Origin of the sequence: Bacillus sp. YP1, assembly GCF_000877815.1 — a bacterium.
Classification (GTDB): Bacteria; Bacillota; Bacilli; order Bacillales; family Bacillaceae; genus Bacillus; species Bacillus subtilis.
The window spans coordinates 190,464-205,744 of sequence record NZ_CP010014.1; the positions used below are offsets into that span (position 1 = coordinate 190,464).

Sequence of the window (15,281 nt, forward strand, 5' to 3'; positions counted from 1 at the left end):
AGCGCCCCCTCTAGGGGTTCTTTTTTTTCGATTTATAGATCACGTACATTTCTCTCACAAGTACTAACACAAAAAATAAAAGCACGACCCATTCCGCAAATGTTGTCATCTTAAAGCTGGACATATTGTTATAAATGGCTTTTGTTAAACTGAACCCTTGAAGCATGTCCATCAATACAGAAATAGCTAATAAACAAATTAATATGACTCCTGTCACGCCCAATATCTTCATGCTTCATCATCCTCCGCTTTTAGTGTCTATCGTTGGCGGAGAAGTTATACCGCATCTAAACCTAATGCATAATCTCAATTTTAAAAGGAAGAATATGAGAAAACGACAAGGAAAGGTATTTGTGTATGCCTTTATTTTCTAAGCGAAAGAACAATACAAGTTCGAAAGACAAGCGCAATACAGAAGAAAAGAATCAGGAACAGAAGCAAGAAAAAGAAAGGCCGGTTCTCATTTCTCCAAGTTTGGCAAAGAATATAGCGGAAACGAAAAAGGAAGTCGGAAGCAGCTCTGACGTCATCATTCGCGAGATTAAAATCGGGGAGCAGGATCATGTCCACCTAGCTGTTATCTATATTGCTGGGCTGGTCGATAATAACACGATCCATGAGTCGTTAATTGACCCATTGGTACAGGATGAGTCTATCCAGAATACTCATGCGATCCAGCAAATTCTTGAAAAAACGCTCCCGCTCGGCGGGGTGAAAGCGGAAAAGAGCTGGGACAAGCTTTTTTCCGAGTTAATGCTTGGCAATGCGCTCATTTTTGCTGATGGCTATGATGAAGCTTTGATTTGCAGCACTCAAGGGGGAGAGCAGCGCTCCATCCAAGAGCCGAGCACCCAGGTGTCATTCCGCGGCCCGCGCCAAGGGTTTACAGAGTCTCTGCAAACCAATATTTCCATGATCCGGCGATACATTAAAAATCCGAATTTATGGGTTGAAAAAATGAAAAAAGGTTCTGTTACGAATACGGATATCGCTCTCATGTACATTCAAGGAATATGTGATGAAAAGGTGCTGAAGGAAGTGAAGCAGCGCCTGAAAAAAATAGATATTGACAGTATTTTGGAATCTGGATATATTGAGCAGCTGATTGAAGATGAAACCTTTACGACGTTTCCGACTATGTATCATACAGAACGCCCTGATGTTGTAGCGGGTAATCTGTTAGAAGGAAGATTCGCGATTATTGTGGACGGAACACCGTTTGTGCTTATTGCCCCGGCCTTATTTGTCCAGTTTTTTCAGTCTGTTGAGGATTATTATTCGCGTTTTGACATTGCGACAAGCATAAGAATTCTTCGTGTTTTAGTCTTTTTCATTTCGCTTGTGGCTCCGGCTGTATACGTGGCAGCCACGACGTTTCATCAAGAAATGATACCGACTCAGCTGTTAGTGGTCATTGCGGCCCAGCGGGAAATTGTCCCGTTTCCGGCTGTTGTGGAGGCGCTGACGATGGAGGTTGCTTTTGAGATTCTGAGGGAAGCGGGAGTCAGGCTGCCCCGGGTTGTCGGCTCGGCAGTGTCAATCGTAGGCGCGCTCGTAATCGGCCAGGCTGCCGTACAGGCTGGTATCGTCTCTCCGGCAATGGTGATTATCGTGGCACTCACCGCGATTGCAAGCTTCGCAACACCGGCGTTTGCAATGGCGATTTCAGCCCGGCTTATTCGGTTTATTTTTATTATTGCCTCAGCTGTTATGGGTTTTTACGGGCTGATTTTAGGGATCATTATGATGTTTGTCCACTTATGCAGTCTTCGTTCATTCGGCGTTCCATATATGTCGCCGCTTGCACCCTTTTCTTCACAAGGTGTAAAGGACGCGCTTTTCCGGATTCCGTGGTGGGCTGATGAAAAAAGGCCGGAATCGATCAGTAAGGAAGATAAGGTGCGGCAGGGGAAGGATCAACGCCCAGAGCCGGCCGCTTCACGAGGAATGGTGAACAAAGACTTGGAAGAAGGGGATCAGAATGGTACGTAAATGTCTATTAGCCGTTCTTATGCTTGTGAGCGTCATTGTGCTGCCCGGCTGCTGGGATAAGCGTGAACTGACAGATCTTGCGATTATCTCGGCGATTGGCATCGATCGGACAAACGAAGGCAACTACGTGCTGCATCTTCAAATTATCAATCCCGGAAATGTCGCCGGCGGGCTTCAGGGAGGCGGTGCTGGGGACAGGCCGCCTGTATCTGTCTATTCAATTGAAGGCGACAATTTGACGGAAGCACTCAGAAAAGCCTCCATGAAGGTATCTCGGCGGCTTTATTTTGCCCATACCAACCTAGTCGTAATCAGCGAAAAGCTGGCGAAAGAGGAAGGGCTGGATTTTGTATTAGACAATCTTGACCGGGACACGGAATTCAGGACAACGGCGACCTTCGTCGTTGCCCATAAAACAAAAGCAGAAAATATCGTGAAAATCCTGACGCCTATTGATAAAATTCCGTCAAACAAAGTCAATAAAACCCTCGATTTCACGGAGGCGCAATACGGTCGGGTGGTCAAAACCAATATTCAGGACGTTTTGAAAACACTTGCCAGCGACACAAGGGCACCGATTATTCCGGGTTATTTGATGATTGGCGATGATAAAAAAGGAGTCAGCATGGAAAACACGCAGGCAACTGACCCGAAAGCCATTCTTCAGGCAGACGGCTTGGCGGTTTTTGATAAGGCTGGGTATTTAAAGTATTGGATTGAAGATGATGAAAGCGTGGGGGCAGTCTGGCTTATGAATAAGGTCCAGCATACGTTTATTAATGCTGATTGGGGCAAGACGAAAGATGCGGTCAGCTTGCAGGTTACCCATCAAGATACAAAGCTGGTACCTGATATGCGGAACGGACGTCCGCACATCCATGTGAAAGTGACGGTTGAAGGAATTATAGATGCTGTCAAATACCCTTTCCAATTGTCTAATCCGAAGGTGCTGGCCGCTATTGAAAAATCGCTCAACAAAGAGCTTGAAAAGGAAATCAGCCATACTGTGAAAATGATCAAGAAGAATAAGATAGATTTTGTCGGTTTTGGTGACACGATATATAGAAAGTATCCGGAGCAGTGGGAGAAAATGAAGAACACATGGGACAAAGAATATTTGCCCGAACTGCCCATCGATGTGAAGGCCGAGACGTATATCAGAAGGACGGGATTGCGGAACAATCCGATCAAACACCAGTTTAAAGATGATTAGGTCTGAAGAAAGGAGAAGTGACAGATGGAAAAAGCCAGAATAAGCATAAGGCAGCTGTTTGTCATGATTATCATTTTTGAGCTGGGCAGCTCCTTATTGATTACACCCGGATCAATGGCGGGCAGGGATGCTTGGATCGCAGTTCTGTTGGGGTGTGCGGCCGGTTTGTTTCTTTTCTATTTGTATCAAGGAATTTATCAATGTTACCCCAATTCTTCTCCGAAAGAATATATGGATGATATGCTGGGAACCAAGCTGAGCTGGCTGTTTTCATTTCTCTATATTTTGTACTTTGCCTATATTGCCGCAAGGGTCCTGCGTGACTTTGGAGAAATGCTGCTGACATTTGCTTATCATGATACACCTATCATTATTGTAAATGGTTTATTAGTGATAGTTAGCATATACGCTGTAAGAAAAGGAATCGAAGTGCTCGCCCGCGCGGCTGAGCTACTTTTCGGAGCCATGTATTTACTGGGCGCGATCGGCCTCGTGCTGATTGTTGTCTCAGGTTCTATAGACCCGAATAACTTAAAACCGGTTTTGGCAGACGGCATTTCTCCTGTCCTTTACTCAGTTTTCACTCAGACCATGTACGTTCCGTTTGGCGAAGTCGTTTTATTTGTGATGATTTTCCCTAACCTGAATGACAGAAAAGATGTGAAAAAAATGGGGATGATTGCCATAGCTATTAGCGGATTGGTTGTGGCGCTCACCGTGGCGATTAATATCAGCGTGCTTGATGTTGATCTTACACTCAGATCCCAGTTCCCGCTTTTAAGTACGATTCAGACAATCAAGGTCGAAGAATTTTTAGACCGGCTCGATGTCTTTTTTATGCTGGCGCTGATCATCGGCGGCTTCTTTAAGGTTAGCCTCTACTTATATGCCACTGTGGTTGGGACATCTACGCTCTTTAAGGAAAAGAACCCCTCTCAATTGGCTTATCCGATGGGATTGGGCATCTTAATCCTTTCTATAACGATCGCGACTAACTTTTCAGAGCACTTGAACGAAGGCTTGAAAGTGGTGCCGCTGTATATTCATTTGCCTTTTCAATTATTGTTTCCGCTCTTTCTGTTTATTGTGGCTGTTTGGAAAAAGAAACGAAGAGAGAAGTCAAAAGGGGCGGAAGCAAAAAAATGATAAAAAGAGCGGGGGGATGCAGCCGCCGCTCTTTTTATGTTCACTTCTATATAAAAGGGGGATATAGGGTGCGCCCCTGTCTGCACTGGCAGAGGCGCGTTTTGTTATACGACTGCGATGTTTTCCTTCACAGTAAAGCTTCCTCTTGAAAGTCTGATATTGATGTCTGACACTTTTGCAATTTGTTCATCGTGCGTCACCATGATGACACATTTATTTTCCTTGTGTGCCAGATCTTGAAAGAGCCGTACGATCTCTTTTGATGTGTCCTCATCAAGGTTTCCGGTCGGTTCATCGGCTACGATAAGATTCGTGTCACAGCAGAAAGCCCTTGTAATTGATACCCGCTGCTGCTGTCCGCCGCTCAGTGTGAGCACTTTTTGCCGGGCTTGTTTTTCGTTGATGCCAACCTTCTGCAGCATGTCAAGCGCATATGATTCTTTGTTTTTTTCTTTAGAACCTGTGATTTCCATAGCGGTTGTGACGTTCTGCAAAGCCGTCATATACGGGAGCAGGTTGTACGCCTGAAAGACGATTGATACATATTGATTTCTGAAATTGGTTAAGCCGATTTTAGAAACCGCTTTTCCGTCGTAAAGGATGTTTCCTTCTTTTGGTGCGTCAAGTCCGCCTGCCAGAGACAGGAAAGTGGTTTTCCCCGTCCCTGATGTTCCGACGATTGTGTAGAATTTTCCTTTTTGAAAGCTGATGTTAATATCCTGAAACAATGGCTGGCTTTTGTCTTTATACCAGTAGCCGACTTGTTGAAATTGTAATAAGCTCATAGGTTCCGCCTCTTTCTATTCCTGTTTTGTCAATATCGTTTTCGGATGAAGCCGCAGTACTGAAATTGACGGCAGCAATGTTGCAATGATTGCGATTAGGATGCCGATCCCGCCAAGAATAAGCATGTCGTTCATAGAAACCGCGACGTTCAGTGAATCGATAACGTCCACGTTTGATGAACTGTGGCCGAACATTCCGCCGCCCATGCCGCCACCGCCGCCGGGCATTTGTCCGCTTGCGGTTTGCGTTGAATCTGTTGATGAACTGATCTGCTGGGATAAAAGCTGATTTCCAAGCTGATTCGCGACGAGATTTCCCGTCACAGATGCAAGGCCGATAGCGATAACGGCCACAATCAGAATCTCAGTCAAGAACTGTCCAATCAATTTCCATCGTTTTTCACCGATGGCCATTAACACGCCCATTTCGTATTTGCGCTCCCTGATTGACATCATGACAATCAGGCCAAGGATGACGGCGCCTGCTACTGATACAAGATACACGACGTTTTTAGAGAAAGAAGCCACATTTTCAATCGGGCCGACCATTTGCTGGTAAAGCTGATCGTTTGTATTCAGTGTGTACGTATCGAAGTCAATTGATGTTTTCTTCGCTGCTTTTACGAAAGCATCCATATTTTTCGCGTCGTCCATATAGTAAACAGCTGAGTCAATCGTATTTTTATAGTCGTCGCCTTTCAGCGCCGCTGTTGCTGTGTAAGGCGTATAAAGCTTGTTATAAGGATTTAAGAAAGAGAAATTTTGGGCTTGGTCATCACCTGAAGATGTTGTTTTATAAATACCGACGATCTTCAGCTTTACTGTCGTATCTTCATCTGTTGCTGATTCAATTGTGATCGAATCGCCAACGCTCAAATCATTTTCTTCCGCTAATGTTTCGTTGATCACTGTTACTTTTTTGCCGACATCTGATTTTGTAATCGCGCGTCCGTCTGTGATTTTTGAATCCCCGTCAGAGAAGTCATCAACTAATGCTGTGCTGATGACACCTTCAATCGAAAGATCGGCTTGCACCATTTGCGGTCCGCCTTGTCCGCCGCCTTGGCTGTTTTTAGCGGTTGAGCTTGAACTGCTGGAGCTGGAATCACTTGAACTAGAGCTTTCAATCGCATCAAAGTTTCCTGCGTTGGCTGAAGCTGATGTGGTGTAATTGTAGCTCTTCACATGATCAAGCGCTGCAAGCTTATTCGCATCAGACACTTTGATCGGTGTTGATTCGAAGCTGCGTTTTTCACCGCTGTCCTGCTGCTTTTCCATTTGCTTTTGGCGGTCAACCTGAAGTGTCACGCTTCCGCCGAGTTCCTGTCTGGCCAGTTCGCTTGACTTTTGTGCTGCCGACTGGATGGTGAGGCCTGATAGAACAAAGACACATATGACTGTAAACACAAATAATTGCAATAACGTTTTTCCCTTTTTAGCCTTCATATTCCAAAAGGCCCGTTTGATAAAGTTCATTTATGTTCCTCCGCATTGGTATTTTTATTGATAAGACCGCCTTTGGGGCGCGTCCCCTTGCTGATAAATTAATAGTAGTCCAAAGGTATGAAAAAAATATGAACAATCTATTTCTAGTTGATGAAATAAAAACTAACAATTGTGAAACGCAAAACCTTCTGTTTAAAATGGTGCTATTATATAAAAAAGCATCAAAACAACCGGAGGATATAATGAAAATATTAATGATAGAAGATAATGTTAGTGTATGTACGATGACGGAGATGTTCTTTTTTAAAGAAGGTTTTGAAGCGGAATTCGTTCATGACGGGTTAGAAGGGTACCAGCGTTTTACGGAAGAAAATTGGGATCTGATCATTTTGGATATCATGCTTCCATCTATGGACGGCGTGACCATCTGCAGAAAAATAAGAGAGACAAGCACGGTGCCGATTATCATGCTGACTGCCAAAGACACTGAATCAGATCAGGTCATCGGCTTTGAGATGGGGGCGGACGATTATGTCACAAAGCCGTTCAGCCCGCTGACATTGGTTGCCCGCATCAAAGCCGTCATCAGAAGATACAAGGCGACAGGCAAAGCGGTTATTGATGAAGATATGATTGAAACGGAATGCTTTACCATTAATAAGAAGACGAGAGAAGTATTATTAAACGGAGAGCCTGTAGAAAATCTCACGCCGAAGGAATTCGATCTGCTTTATTACCTTGTCCAAAATCCGCGGCAGGTGTTCTCCAGAGAACAGCTGCTTGAGCAGGTATGGGGCTATCAATTTTATGGAGATGAGCGAACGGTTGACGTTCATATCAAACGGCTGCGGAAAAAGCTTGCCAGCGAGGACAAGCCTTTCCTGTATACTGTGTGGGGAGTAGGGTATAAATTTGATGAAGATTAAATATTTATATCAGCTGCTGCTAAGCCATATCAGCATTTTGATTTTAGCGTTTGTCATTATCATTTCTCTGTTTTCCCACTTTGTGAAGGAATTTGCCTATCAGAACAAAGTAGAGGAATTGACGTCATATGCGGTGCAGATTGCAAATGAATTCCAAGCCGGCCAGGTGGACATGCGCAGGCTCTATCCTTATCAGGACATGTTAAGCACAAGAAAGACGCAGTTTATCATCTTTAATGAAGAGCAGCAGCCCTATTTTCTTCCTGAAGGCTTTCATCACCCACCAAGGGAACAGCTGAAGAAATCAGAATGGAATAAGCTTAAAAAAGGGCAGACTGTCATGATCAGGGCAGATGGCCGTTTTGATGATGAAGTGTCACTTGTGGCGCAGCCTATATTTGTTCAGAACGAATTTAAAGGCGCCGTTCTGCTGATTTCTCCGATCAGCGGCGTTGAACAGATGGTCAATCAGGTCAACCTCTATATGTTTTACGCTGTGATCAGCACGCTTGTGATTACGATTCTCGTGAGTTGGCTTCTGTCCAAATTCCATGTCAAGCGGATTCAAAAGCTGAGAGAAGCGACAGATAAAGTGGCTTCCGGCGATTATGACATCCATTTGGAAAACAGCTACGGGGACGAAATCGGCGTTCTGGCCTCTGACTTTAATATCATGGCGAAAAAACTAAAGCAGTCAAGGGATGAAATCGAGCGCCTTGAGAAGCGGAGAAGGCAGTTTATCGCTGACGTGTCACATGAATTAAAAACACCGCTGACGACGATCAACGGTTTGGTTGAAGGGTTGAACAGCCATACGATTCCTGAGGATAAAAAGGATAAATGCTTCTCGCTGATCAGTGAGGAAACGAAGCGCATGCTGCGGCTCGTAAAAGAAAATCTGGATTATGAAAAAATCAGATCCCAGCAAATTACCTTGAACAAGCTAGACGTTCCTCTGATCGAGGTGTTTGAAATCGTGAAAGAGCACTTGCAGCAGCAGGCGGAAGAAAAACAAAACAAGCTGATGATCCAAGTAGAGGATCACGTCATCGTACATGCCGATTATGACCGGTTCATTCAAATTCTCGTCAACATTACGAAAAACAGCATCCAATTTACGCAAAACGGTGACATTTGGCTGCGCGGAATGGAAGGTTATAAAGAGACGATTATTGAAATTGAAGACACGGGTATCGGCATTCCAAAAGAGGATATTGAGCATATTTGGGAGCGATTCTATAAAGCAGATATTTCAAGAACGAACACAGCATACGGTGAATACGGACTCGGTCTCTCGATCGTCAGGCAGCTCGTTGAAATGCACCAGGGCACAGTAGAAATCAAGAGTGAAGAAGGGAAAGGCACAAAGTTCATCATCCGCCTTCCTTTAACGGCAAAACAGCAATAGCATACAGGGCGGCGGCATCATCTGATGCATCCGCCTTTTTTGCACACCGCTTCGGTTTATTGCGTGCTCCCGAAAACAAAGATTGCGTGTTTTTCGGGTTGGGACGGTCTATAAACATGATAAAATATGACATAAACAGTTTTTGATGGGAGAGGGTGAAGGAATGAAGAGCGGGGTAATTCCTTCTTCAGCGGTCGGTCAAAAAATTAACGAGTGGTACAGATATATCCGGACATTCAGCGTGCCGGATGCCGAAGTGTTAAAAGCTGAAATCCAGCAGGAACTGAAACACATGCAGCATGATTCCAACTTGCTGCTTTATTATTCACTAATGGAATTCCGGCACCAGCTTATGCTGGATTATCTTGAGCCGTTAGAGAAATTAAATATCGAAGACCAGCCAAGCCTGTCTGAATTATCAAGAAACATTGACAGCAACCAGGCAGATCTCAAAGGGCTGCTCGACTATTACGTGAATTTTTTTCGCGGGATGTATGAATTTGATAAGCGGGAATTTATTTCTGCCATTACATACTATAAACAGGCGGAGAAAAAGCTCTCCTTTGTCGCAGACCATATTGAACGGGCTGAATTTTATTTTAAAATCGCGGAAGCTTATTATTATATGAAGCAAACGTATTTTTCATTGATTAATATAAAAAACGCCTATGAAATTTACGTGGAGCAGGAAACCTATAATGTGAGAATCATTCAATGCCATTTCGTCTTCGGGGTCAACCTGATGGATGAAAGAAATTTCGAACAAGCCGCACGCCATTTCAAATTGGCGCTCAATATGGCCCAAGCGGAACAAAAAGCCCAGCTGGTCGGAAGAGCATACTACAATCTCGGATTATGCTATTACAATCAAGACCTTCTAGACCCTGCCATTGATTACTTTGAAAAAGCGGTCTTCACATTTGAAAGCAGCAGGATCGTCAATTCTCTCCCGCAAGCCTATTTTTTAATCACCCTGATTTATTATAAACAGGGAAAACATGATAAAGCTTCGGAATATCACAAGCGGGGCTATGAATATGCTAAAGAAACAGACGATGCAGACTATGCCGTAAAATTCGAGTTTTTGCAATCCCTATATCAGGATCAGCCCAATGAAGAAGGAATCGAACGATGTTTCCAGTACTTAAAAAATAAAAATATGTACGCTGATATAGAGGATTTAGCCCTAGAAGTAGCAAAATATTACTATGAACAGAAATGGTTTAAACTGTCTGCTTCCTACTTTCTACAAGTTGAAGAGGCAAGAAAACAAATACAAAGGAGTGAAGGTTTGTATGAAATTGAAATCTAAGTTGTTTGTTATTTGTTTGGCCGCAGCCGCGATTTTTACAGCGGCTGGCGTTTCTGCTAATGCGGAAGCACTCGACTTTCATGTGACAGAAAGAGGAATGACGTAAGAACAAGCCCCTTCTCATTAGCGAGAAGGGGTTTTTCTTTTCAAAAAAACACCGCAAGACATAGTCTTGCGGTGCCGCGCCTTCATGGAGATTACGTTTATTTAGTAGCCTCCTACAAATGCAGTTCCCACAATGATCAAGAGGATAAATAACACAACAATCAAAGCGAAAGAAGTTCCGTAACCTGACATTTTGTGCACCTCCTTGCGAGATTGCTTCAGCAAATGCTGCAAAACTGTGGCGGACAGGGTCCCGCAGAGACGGTCAGCAGCTTAGAAGCCGCCAACAAACGCAGTCCCTACGATAATTAATAGAATAAACAATACAACGATTAAAGCGAAAGAACTGATGCCGCCGTAACCGCCGCCGTTAGAGTATCCTGACATAAGGTTTCACCTCCCTATGAAGGATACTATAAGATATGCTGAACCGATCCATTTGGCAGGGATAATAGTGGACAAGAGAAAAAATGAAGAATTCGGCTATATGAAGGTGATATAAAAAAATAGCGGGCGCTGCCGCCCGCTATTTATGTACGATTAAGAGATCAGCACGCCCGCGAAAAATTCCTGGTATAACGCTTGAACGGCTTTTCTTTCTTCGGCTTCTTTTACGCCAAACATCATGCTCACTTCAGAAGACCCCTGATTGATCATTTCGATATTCACCTGTGCCTCTGATAATGCTTTGGCGGCTCTTGCCGTTGTACCGACATTGTGGCGCATCGCTTCCCCTACAACCATAATCAGGGCGAGATGATGCTCGACGATGACTTCATCGGCATGCAAATCCTCTTCGATCCGTTTGATGACGCTGCGTTCAGTGGCGGCATCCATTTGCCCCTGCCGTAAAATGATTGTCATGTCATCGATTCCCGATGGAACATGCTCATACGTCAAACCATGCTCCTCCAGGATTTGAAGGGCTCTGCGGCCAAAACCGATTTCTCTGTTCATGAGATACTTGCTGATATAAATGCTGCAAAAACCGGTGTCGCTGGCAATGCCGACGACAGGCCCGTTTGTGTTATCCCGCTTGCTGACGACGCGGGTGCCTTCGGCTGAGGGGTTGTTCGTATTTTTGATCTGAACAGGAATCCCCGCTCTGAATGCCGGAATGAGCGCTTCATCATGAAACACTGAAAAGCCCGCGTAGGACAGCTCCCGCATCTCTCTATATGTCAGCTCGCTGATTTCCTTTGGATTCTCAACGAAGGACGGATTGACAGAATACACAGCGTCCACGTCTGTAAAGTTTTCGTACAAATCGGCTTGTAGTCCGTTGGCAAGAATCGAACCGGTAATATCAGAACCGCTCCGTGAGAATGTGATCACATCGCCATCCTTGCTGAATCCGAAAAAACCGGGAAAAATGATGAGTCCGTCACGTTCCCGAAGACGATAGAGGTTTTGATAGGATTCAGGAAGAACTTGCGCGTTGCCGGGTTCATTTGTCACAAAGAGGCCGGCATCCTTCGGGTTTACATATTCCGCTTTGACGCCTTTATAACGGAAGTAAGCGGCGATCAGTTTGGCATTGTTATCCTCTCCGCTGGCCTTGACTGCGTCAAGGTATTGTTCGGGATTGCTTTTGTCTCCTTCTAAAAGCTTAAACAGATCATCTCTGATTTTTTCGATAATGCTTTGCCCCAGCTGAAGCTCATTGGCGATGAGAGCGTACCGTTCCACAACAGCTTCCGCCAGTTCAGGTGCGCTGCCTGTTGCCAAATATTGTTCTGCACATGCGATTAAGAGATCAGTCACTTTCGTATCCTCGGCATAGCGTTTTCCCGGAGCTGAAACGACTACAGCTTTCCGTGCCGGATCTGAGGTAACGATGTGAAACACCTTGTCAAGCTGGGCGCCTGAAGCAAGTGAGCTGCCTCCGAATTTAACGACCTTCATGTTTACATCTCCTAATGTTTAAAATTTTCACACAAATTTAGTATTTATTATCTCTCTTTCAGTACTGTAAATCAAGGGGGAATTTCTTTCTCAGGAGAACATTTGTATTTTTCACGAGGAATAATGTTAGGTTTGCTGACCGTATGCCTGCGTTATAAAGATAAATATGGTAAACAGCCTAACGTTTTGGGATGGAAAATGGTTAGAATGATTAGTAAAATTGATAAATGACTAGGTTAATATTTTTAAAGAATATTGACTAACCCTATAAAAATGGTAATATGTAAATGATAATGATAATCAATTACTATATGGCCATATTGTTTTGAGTCCTTGCGGAGTAGGAGATACGTTCTTTTTGCTGTAAGGATGTAAGGAGGCAGCATGAAGCTACGTTACTTATTTATTCTACTTATCATATTAGCAGTCACATCTGTATTTATCGGTGTAGAAGATCTGTCGCCGCTTGATCTCTTCGATTTAAGCAAACAAGAGGCGTCAACGCTGTTTGCAAGCCGTTTGCCGCGATTGATCAGCATTGTCATTGCGGGATTAAGCATGAGCATCTGCGGTTTGATTATGCAGCAGATCAGCAGAAATAAATTCGTGTCACCGACGACGGCGGGCACGATGGATTGGGCGAGGCTCGGCATTTTAATTTCCTTGCTGCTGTTTACATCCGCCAGTCCTTTAATCAAAATGCTGGTCGCGTTTGTCTTTGCCCTTGCAGGAAATTTTCTGTTTATGAAAATCCTTGAAAGAATCAAGTTTAACGACACCATCTTTATTCCGCTTGTCGGTTTAATGCTCGGGAATATCGTCAGTTCAATCGCGACATTTATCGCATATAAATATGACTTGATCCAGAATGTGTCATCATGGCTGCAGGGAGACTTCTCTTTAGTCGTGAAAGGAAGATACGAGCTTCTTTATCTGAGTATTCCGCTCGTTATCATTGCCTATGTGTATGCGGATAAATTCACATTGGCCGGTATGGGTGAAAGCTTTTCTGTCAACCTCGGCCTCAAGTATAAACGGGTTGTGAACATCGGGCTCATTATCGTGTCCCTGATCACGTCTCTTGTCATTTTGACTGTCGGTATGCTGCCGTTTCTCGGTTTAATCATCCCGAATATTGTATCGATTTACAGAGGAGACAATCTGAAGAGCAGCCTGCCGCATACTGCGCTGTTGGGAGCAGTTTTTGTGCTGTTTTGCGATATACTGGGCAGAATCATTATCTTCCCTTATGAAATCTCGATTGGCCTGATGGTCGGAATCATCGGCAGCGGCATTTTCCTGTTTATGCTGTTAAGGAGAAAAGCCTATGCGTAACCAGATGAAAATAGCTTTGCTCGTTGGTTTAGCCATTGTATGTATTGGCTTGTTTTTGTTTTATGACTTAGGCAATTGGGATTACACCCTGCCGAGACGAATCAAAAAAGTCGCTGCCATTGTGCTGACTGGGGGAGCGATTGCGTTTTCGACCATGATCTTTCAAACGATTACGAACAACCGCATCCTGACGCCGAGCATTTTGGGCCTTGATTCTCTCTACATGCTGATTCAGACTGGCATTATCTTTTTGTTCGGTTCTGCGAATATGGTCATCATGAATAAAAACATCAACTTTATCATCTCTGTTCTGCTGATGATCCTGTTTTCTCTTGTTTTGTATCAGATCATGTTCAAGGGTGAGGGGAGAAATATCTTTTTCCTTCTGCTTATCGGAATCGTGTTTGGCACGCTGTTCAGCAGCCTGTCTTCTTTTATGCAGATGCTGATTGATCCGAACGAGTTCCAAGTTGTGCAGGACAAGATGTTTGCCAGCTTTAACAATATCAATACGGATTTGTTATGGCTCGCGTTCATCATCTTCCTGCTGACAGGCGTTTATGTCTGGCGTTTTACAAAATTTTTCGATGTGCTGTCGCTCGGACGCGAGCACGCCGTGAATTTGGGCATTGACTACGACAAAGTGGTGAAGCAGATGCTGATCGTGGTTGCGATTTTGGTTTCTGTTTCAACAGCGCTAGTCGGGCCGATTATGTTTTTAGGCCTTCTGGTCGTCAACCTGGCGAGAGAATTCCTGAAAACATATAAGCATTCATACTTAATCGCAGGCTCCGTTTTCATCAGCATCATTGCGCTGGTCGGAGGGCAGTTTGTGGTTGAGAAAGTGTTTACCTTCTCAACGACGCTGAGCGTCATTATTAATTTTGCCGGCGGGATTTATTTTATCTACTTGCTGTTAAAGGAGAATAAATCATGGTAGAGGTCAGAAATGTAAGCAAACAATATGGCGGGAAAGTTGTTCTTGAAGAGACGTCAGTCACGATTCAAAAGGGCAAAATCACCTCGTTTATCGGTCCTAACGGCGCCGGCAAAAGTACGCTGCTGTCTATCATGAGCCGCCTGATCAAAAAGGATTCCGGCGAGATTTACATAGACGGACAAGAGATTGGAGCATGTGACAGCAAAGAGCTTGCCAAGAAAATGAGCATTTTGAAGCAGGCGAACCAAATCAATATCAGGCTCACGATCAAAGACCTCGTCAGTTTTGGCAGGTTTCCGTACTCACAGGGCCGGCTGACAGAGGAAGACTGGGTTCATATCAACCAGGCGCTCAGCTATATGAAGCTGGAAGACATTCAAGACAAATACTTGGATCAGCTGAGCGGCGGACAGTGCCAAAGGGCATTTATCGCCATGGTCATTGCCCAGGACACAGATTATATTTTTCTGGATGAGCCGCTGAACAATCTGGATATGAAACACTCAGTTGAAATTATGAAACTGCTGAAACGGCTGGTAGAGGAGCTTGGAAAAACGATCGTCATCGTTATTCACGATATCAATTTTGCTTCAGTCTATTCTGACCATATCGTCGCTTTGAAAAACGGCCGAATCGTAAAAGAAGGACCACCTGAAGAAATGATAGAAACGTCAGTGCTTGAGGAAATCTACGATATGACCATCCCGATTCAGACGATTGATAATCAAAGAATAGGTGTTTATTTTTCTTAATATATAGAAGAGGTGA

The 15,281-nt window shown here is 44.2% G+C and carries 16 protein-coding genes; 10 read left to right on the top strand and 6 right to left on the bottom strand.

The annotated features are described in order from the left end of the window. Nucleotides 1-10: 10 nt before the first annotated feature. Nucleotides 11-232, bottom strand: a complete 222-nt coding sequence (locus tag QF06_RS00805; RefSeq protein WP_014475793.1) for a YczF family membrane protein — start codon at nt 230-232, stop codon at nt 11-13. 125 nt (nt 233-357) lie between these two features. Between QF06_RS00805 and gerKA the strand changes: the two genes are divergently transcribed. Genes gerKA through gerKB form a run of 3 tightly spaced genes read left to right on the top strand, consistent with a single transcriptional unit; the run spans nt 358 to nt 4,351 of the window. After that, entirely contained in the window at nt 358-1,992 is a 1,635-nt protein-coding gene (gene gerKA / locus QF06_RS00810; RefSeq protein WP_041850690.1) for a spore germination protein GerKA, read from the top strand. Then, nucleotides 1,982-3,205 carry a spore germination protein GerKC gene (gene gerKC, locus QF06_RS00815; protein ID WP_043940052.1) on the top strand — a complete coding sequence of 408 codons (1,224 nt, stop codon included), beginning with the start codon at nt 1,982-1,984 and terminating at the stop codon, nt 3,203-3,205. The genes gerKA and gerKC overlap by 11 nt, the downstream gene beginning before the upstream one ends. 24 nt (nt 3,206-3,229) lie before the next feature. Continuing rightward, the gene (gene gerKB, locus QF06_RS00820; protein WP_041850692.1) at nt 3,230-4,351 is read left to right on the top strand and encodes an endospore germination permease GerKB; all 1,122 of its coding nucleotides are present in this window, start codon (nt 3,230-3,232) and stop codon (nt 4,349-4,351) included. 104 nt (nt 4,352-4,455) lie between these two features. On the opposite strand, the gene QF06_RS00825 is transcribed toward gerKB, so the two are convergent. Continuing rightward, on the bottom strand, nt 4,456-5,136 hold the full coding sequence (locus QF06_RS00825) for an ABC transporter ATP-binding protein (RefSeq protein ID WP_041850693.1): 681 nt from the start codon (nt 5,134-5,136) through the stop codon (nt 4,456-4,458). A gap of 15 nt (nt 5,137-5,151) precedes the next feature. After that, nucleotides 5,152-6,612 (bottom strand): ABC transporter permease, encoded by a 1,461-nt coding sequence (locus tag QF06_RS00830; RefSeq protein WP_041850694.1) that lies wholly within the window; start codon nt 6,610-6,612, stop codon nt 5,152-5,154. A 212-nt stretch (nt 6,613-6,824) separates the two neighbouring features. Here QF06_RS00830 and yclJ point away from each other — a divergent pair, with 212 nt between their 5' ends. From yclJ to phrC, 4 genes are all read left to right on the top strand, one after another. After that, nucleotides 6,825-7,508 (top strand): two-component system response regulator YclJ, encoded by a 684-nt coding sequence (gene yclJ, locus QF06_RS00835; RefSeq protein WP_003246532.1) that lies wholly within the window; start codon nt 6,825-6,827, stop codon nt 7,506-7,508. Further along, complete coding sequence (yclK, locus tag QF06_RS00840; protein WP_072173981.1) at nt 7,495-8,916, top strand: two-component system sensor histidine kinase YclK; 1,422 nt, start codon at nt 7,495-7,497, stop codon at nt 8,914-8,916. Before yclJ ends, yclK begins: the two co-directional genes overlap by 14 nt. 163 nt (nt 8,917-9,079) lie before the next feature. Next, nucleotides 9,080-10,228 carry a response regulator aspartate phosphatase RapC gene (gene rapC / locus QF06_RS00845; protein WP_043940053.1) on the top strand — a complete coding sequence of 383 codons (1,149 nt, stop codon included), beginning with the start codon at nt 9,080-9,082 and terminating at the stop codon, nt 10,226-10,228. After that, entirely contained in the window at nt 10,212-10,334 is a 123-nt protein-coding gene (phrC, locus tag QF06_RS00850; protein ID WP_003224994.1) for a phosphatase RapC inhibitor PhrC, read from the top strand. Before rapC ends, phrC begins: the two co-directional genes overlap by 17 nt. Before the next feature lie 101 nt (nt 10,335-10,435). Here the strand turns inward: phrC and QF06_RS20775 are convergent, their stop codons facing one another. The 3 genes from QF06_RS20775 to QF06_RS00865 form a co-directional block, all read right to left on the bottom strand. Beyond that, nucleotides 10,436-10,525 (bottom strand): YjcZ family sporulation protein, encoded by a 90-nt coding sequence (locus QF06_RS20775; RefSeq protein ID WP_015482794.1) that lies wholly within the window; start codon nt 10,523-10,525, stop codon nt 10,436-10,438. 81 nt (nt 10,526-10,606) lie between these two features. Next, a complete protein-coding gene (locus tag QF06_RS20780) occupies nt 10,607-10,720 on the bottom strand; it encodes a YjcZ family sporulation protein (RefSeq protein WP_003234495.1) in 114 nt (37 codons plus the stop codon). 153 nt (nt 10,721-10,873) lie between these two features. Further along, nucleotides 10,874-12,238 carry an aspartate kinase gene (locus QF06_RS00865; protein ID WP_043940054.1) on the bottom strand — a complete coding sequence of 455 codons (1,365 nt, stop codon included), beginning with the start codon at nt 12,236-12,238 and terminating at the stop codon, nt 10,874-10,876. Between the two features lie 384 nt (nt 12,239-12,622). Here QF06_RS00865 and yclN point away from each other — a divergent pair, with 384 nt between their 5' ends. From yclN to yclP, 3 genes are read left to right on the top strand one after another with little or no spacing between them, the layout of a single operon-like run. Next, nucleotides 12,623-13,573: a petrobactin ABC transporter permease YclN gene (gene yclN / locus QF06_RS00870; protein ID WP_014475804.1), complete on the top strand. Its 951-nt coding sequence runs from the start codon at nt 12,623-12,625 to the stop codon at nt 13,571-13,573. Beyond that, nucleotides 13,566-14,513 carry a petrobactin ABC transporter permease YclO gene (yclO, locus tag QF06_RS00875; protein ID WP_003246705.1) on the top strand — a complete coding sequence of 316 codons (948 nt, stop codon included), beginning with the start codon at nt 13,566-13,568 and terminating at the stop codon, nt 14,511-14,513. Before yclN ends, yclO begins: the two co-directional genes overlap by 8 nt. Then, the gene (yclP, locus tag QF06_RS00880; protein ID WP_014475806.1) at nt 14,507-15,265 is read left to right on the top strand and encodes a petrobactin ABC transporter ATP-binding protein YclP; all 759 of its coding nucleotides are present in this window, start codon (nt 14,507-14,509) and stop codon (nt 15,263-15,265) included. Before yclO ends, yclP begins: the two co-directional genes overlap by 7 nt. The last annotated feature ends 16 nt before the right edge of the window (nt 15,266-15,281 follow it).

Excerpts from the sequence above, each read along its gene's own strand:
- QF06_RS00830 (WP_041850694.1), bottom strand. The coding sequence starts at position 6,612 with ATGAACTTTATCAAACGGGCCTTTTGGAATATGAAGGCTAAAAAGGGA.
- QF06_RS20780 (WP_003234495.1), bottom strand. The coding sequence starts at position 10,720 with ATGTCAGGATACTCTAACGGCGGCGGTTACGGCGGCATCAGTTCTTTC.
- QF06_RS00805 (WP_014475793.1), bottom strand. The coding sequence starts at position 232 with ATGAAGATATTGGGCGTGACAGGAGTCATATTAATTTGTTTATTAGCT.
- rapC (WP_043940053.1), top strand. The coding sequence starts at position 9,080 with ATGAAGAGCGGGGTAATTCCTTCTTCAGCGGTCGGTCAAAAAATTAAC.
- QF06_RS00825 (WP_041850693.1), bottom strand. The coding sequence starts at position 5,136 with ATGAGCTTATTACAATTTCAACAAGTCGGCTACTGGTATAAAGACAAA.
- yclJ (WP_003246532.1), top strand. The coding sequence starts at position 6,825 with ATGAAAATATTAATGATAGAAGATAATGTTAGTGTATGTACGATGACG.
- yclO (WP_003246705.1), top strand. The coding sequence starts at position 13,566 with ATGCGTAACCAGATGAAAATAGCTTTGCTCGTTGGTTTAGCCATTGTA.
- gerKA (WP_041850690.1), top strand. The coding sequence starts at position 358 with ATGCCTTTATTTTCTAAGCGAAAGAACAATACAAGTTCGAAAGACAAG.
- yclP (WP_014475806.1), top strand. The coding sequence starts at position 14,507 with ATGGTAGAGGTCAGAAATGTAAGCAAACAATATGGCGGGAAAGTTGTT.
- phrC (WP_003224994.1), top strand. The coding sequence starts at position 10,212 with ATGAAATTGAAATCTAAGTTGTTTGTTATTTGTTTGGCCGCAGCCGCG.
- yclN (WP_014475804.1), top strand. The coding sequence starts at position 12,623 with ATGAAGCTACGTTACTTATTTATTCTACTTATCATATTAGCAGTCACA.
- QF06_RS20775 (WP_015482794.1), bottom strand. The coding sequence starts at position 10,525 with ATGTCAGGTTACGGAACTTCTTTCGCTTTGATTGTTGTGTTATTTATC.
- QF06_RS00865 (WP_043940054.1), bottom strand. The coding sequence starts at position 12,238 with ATGAAGGTCGTTAAATTCGGAGGCAGCTCACTTGCTTCAGGCGCCCAG.
- gerKC (WP_043940052.1), top strand. The coding sequence starts at position 1,982 with ATGGTACGTAAATGTCTATTAGCCGTTCTTATGCTTGTGAGCGTCATT.
- gerKB (WP_041850692.1), top strand. The coding sequence starts at position 3,230 with ATGGAAAAAGCCAGAATAAGCATAAGGCAGCTGTTTGTCATGATTATC.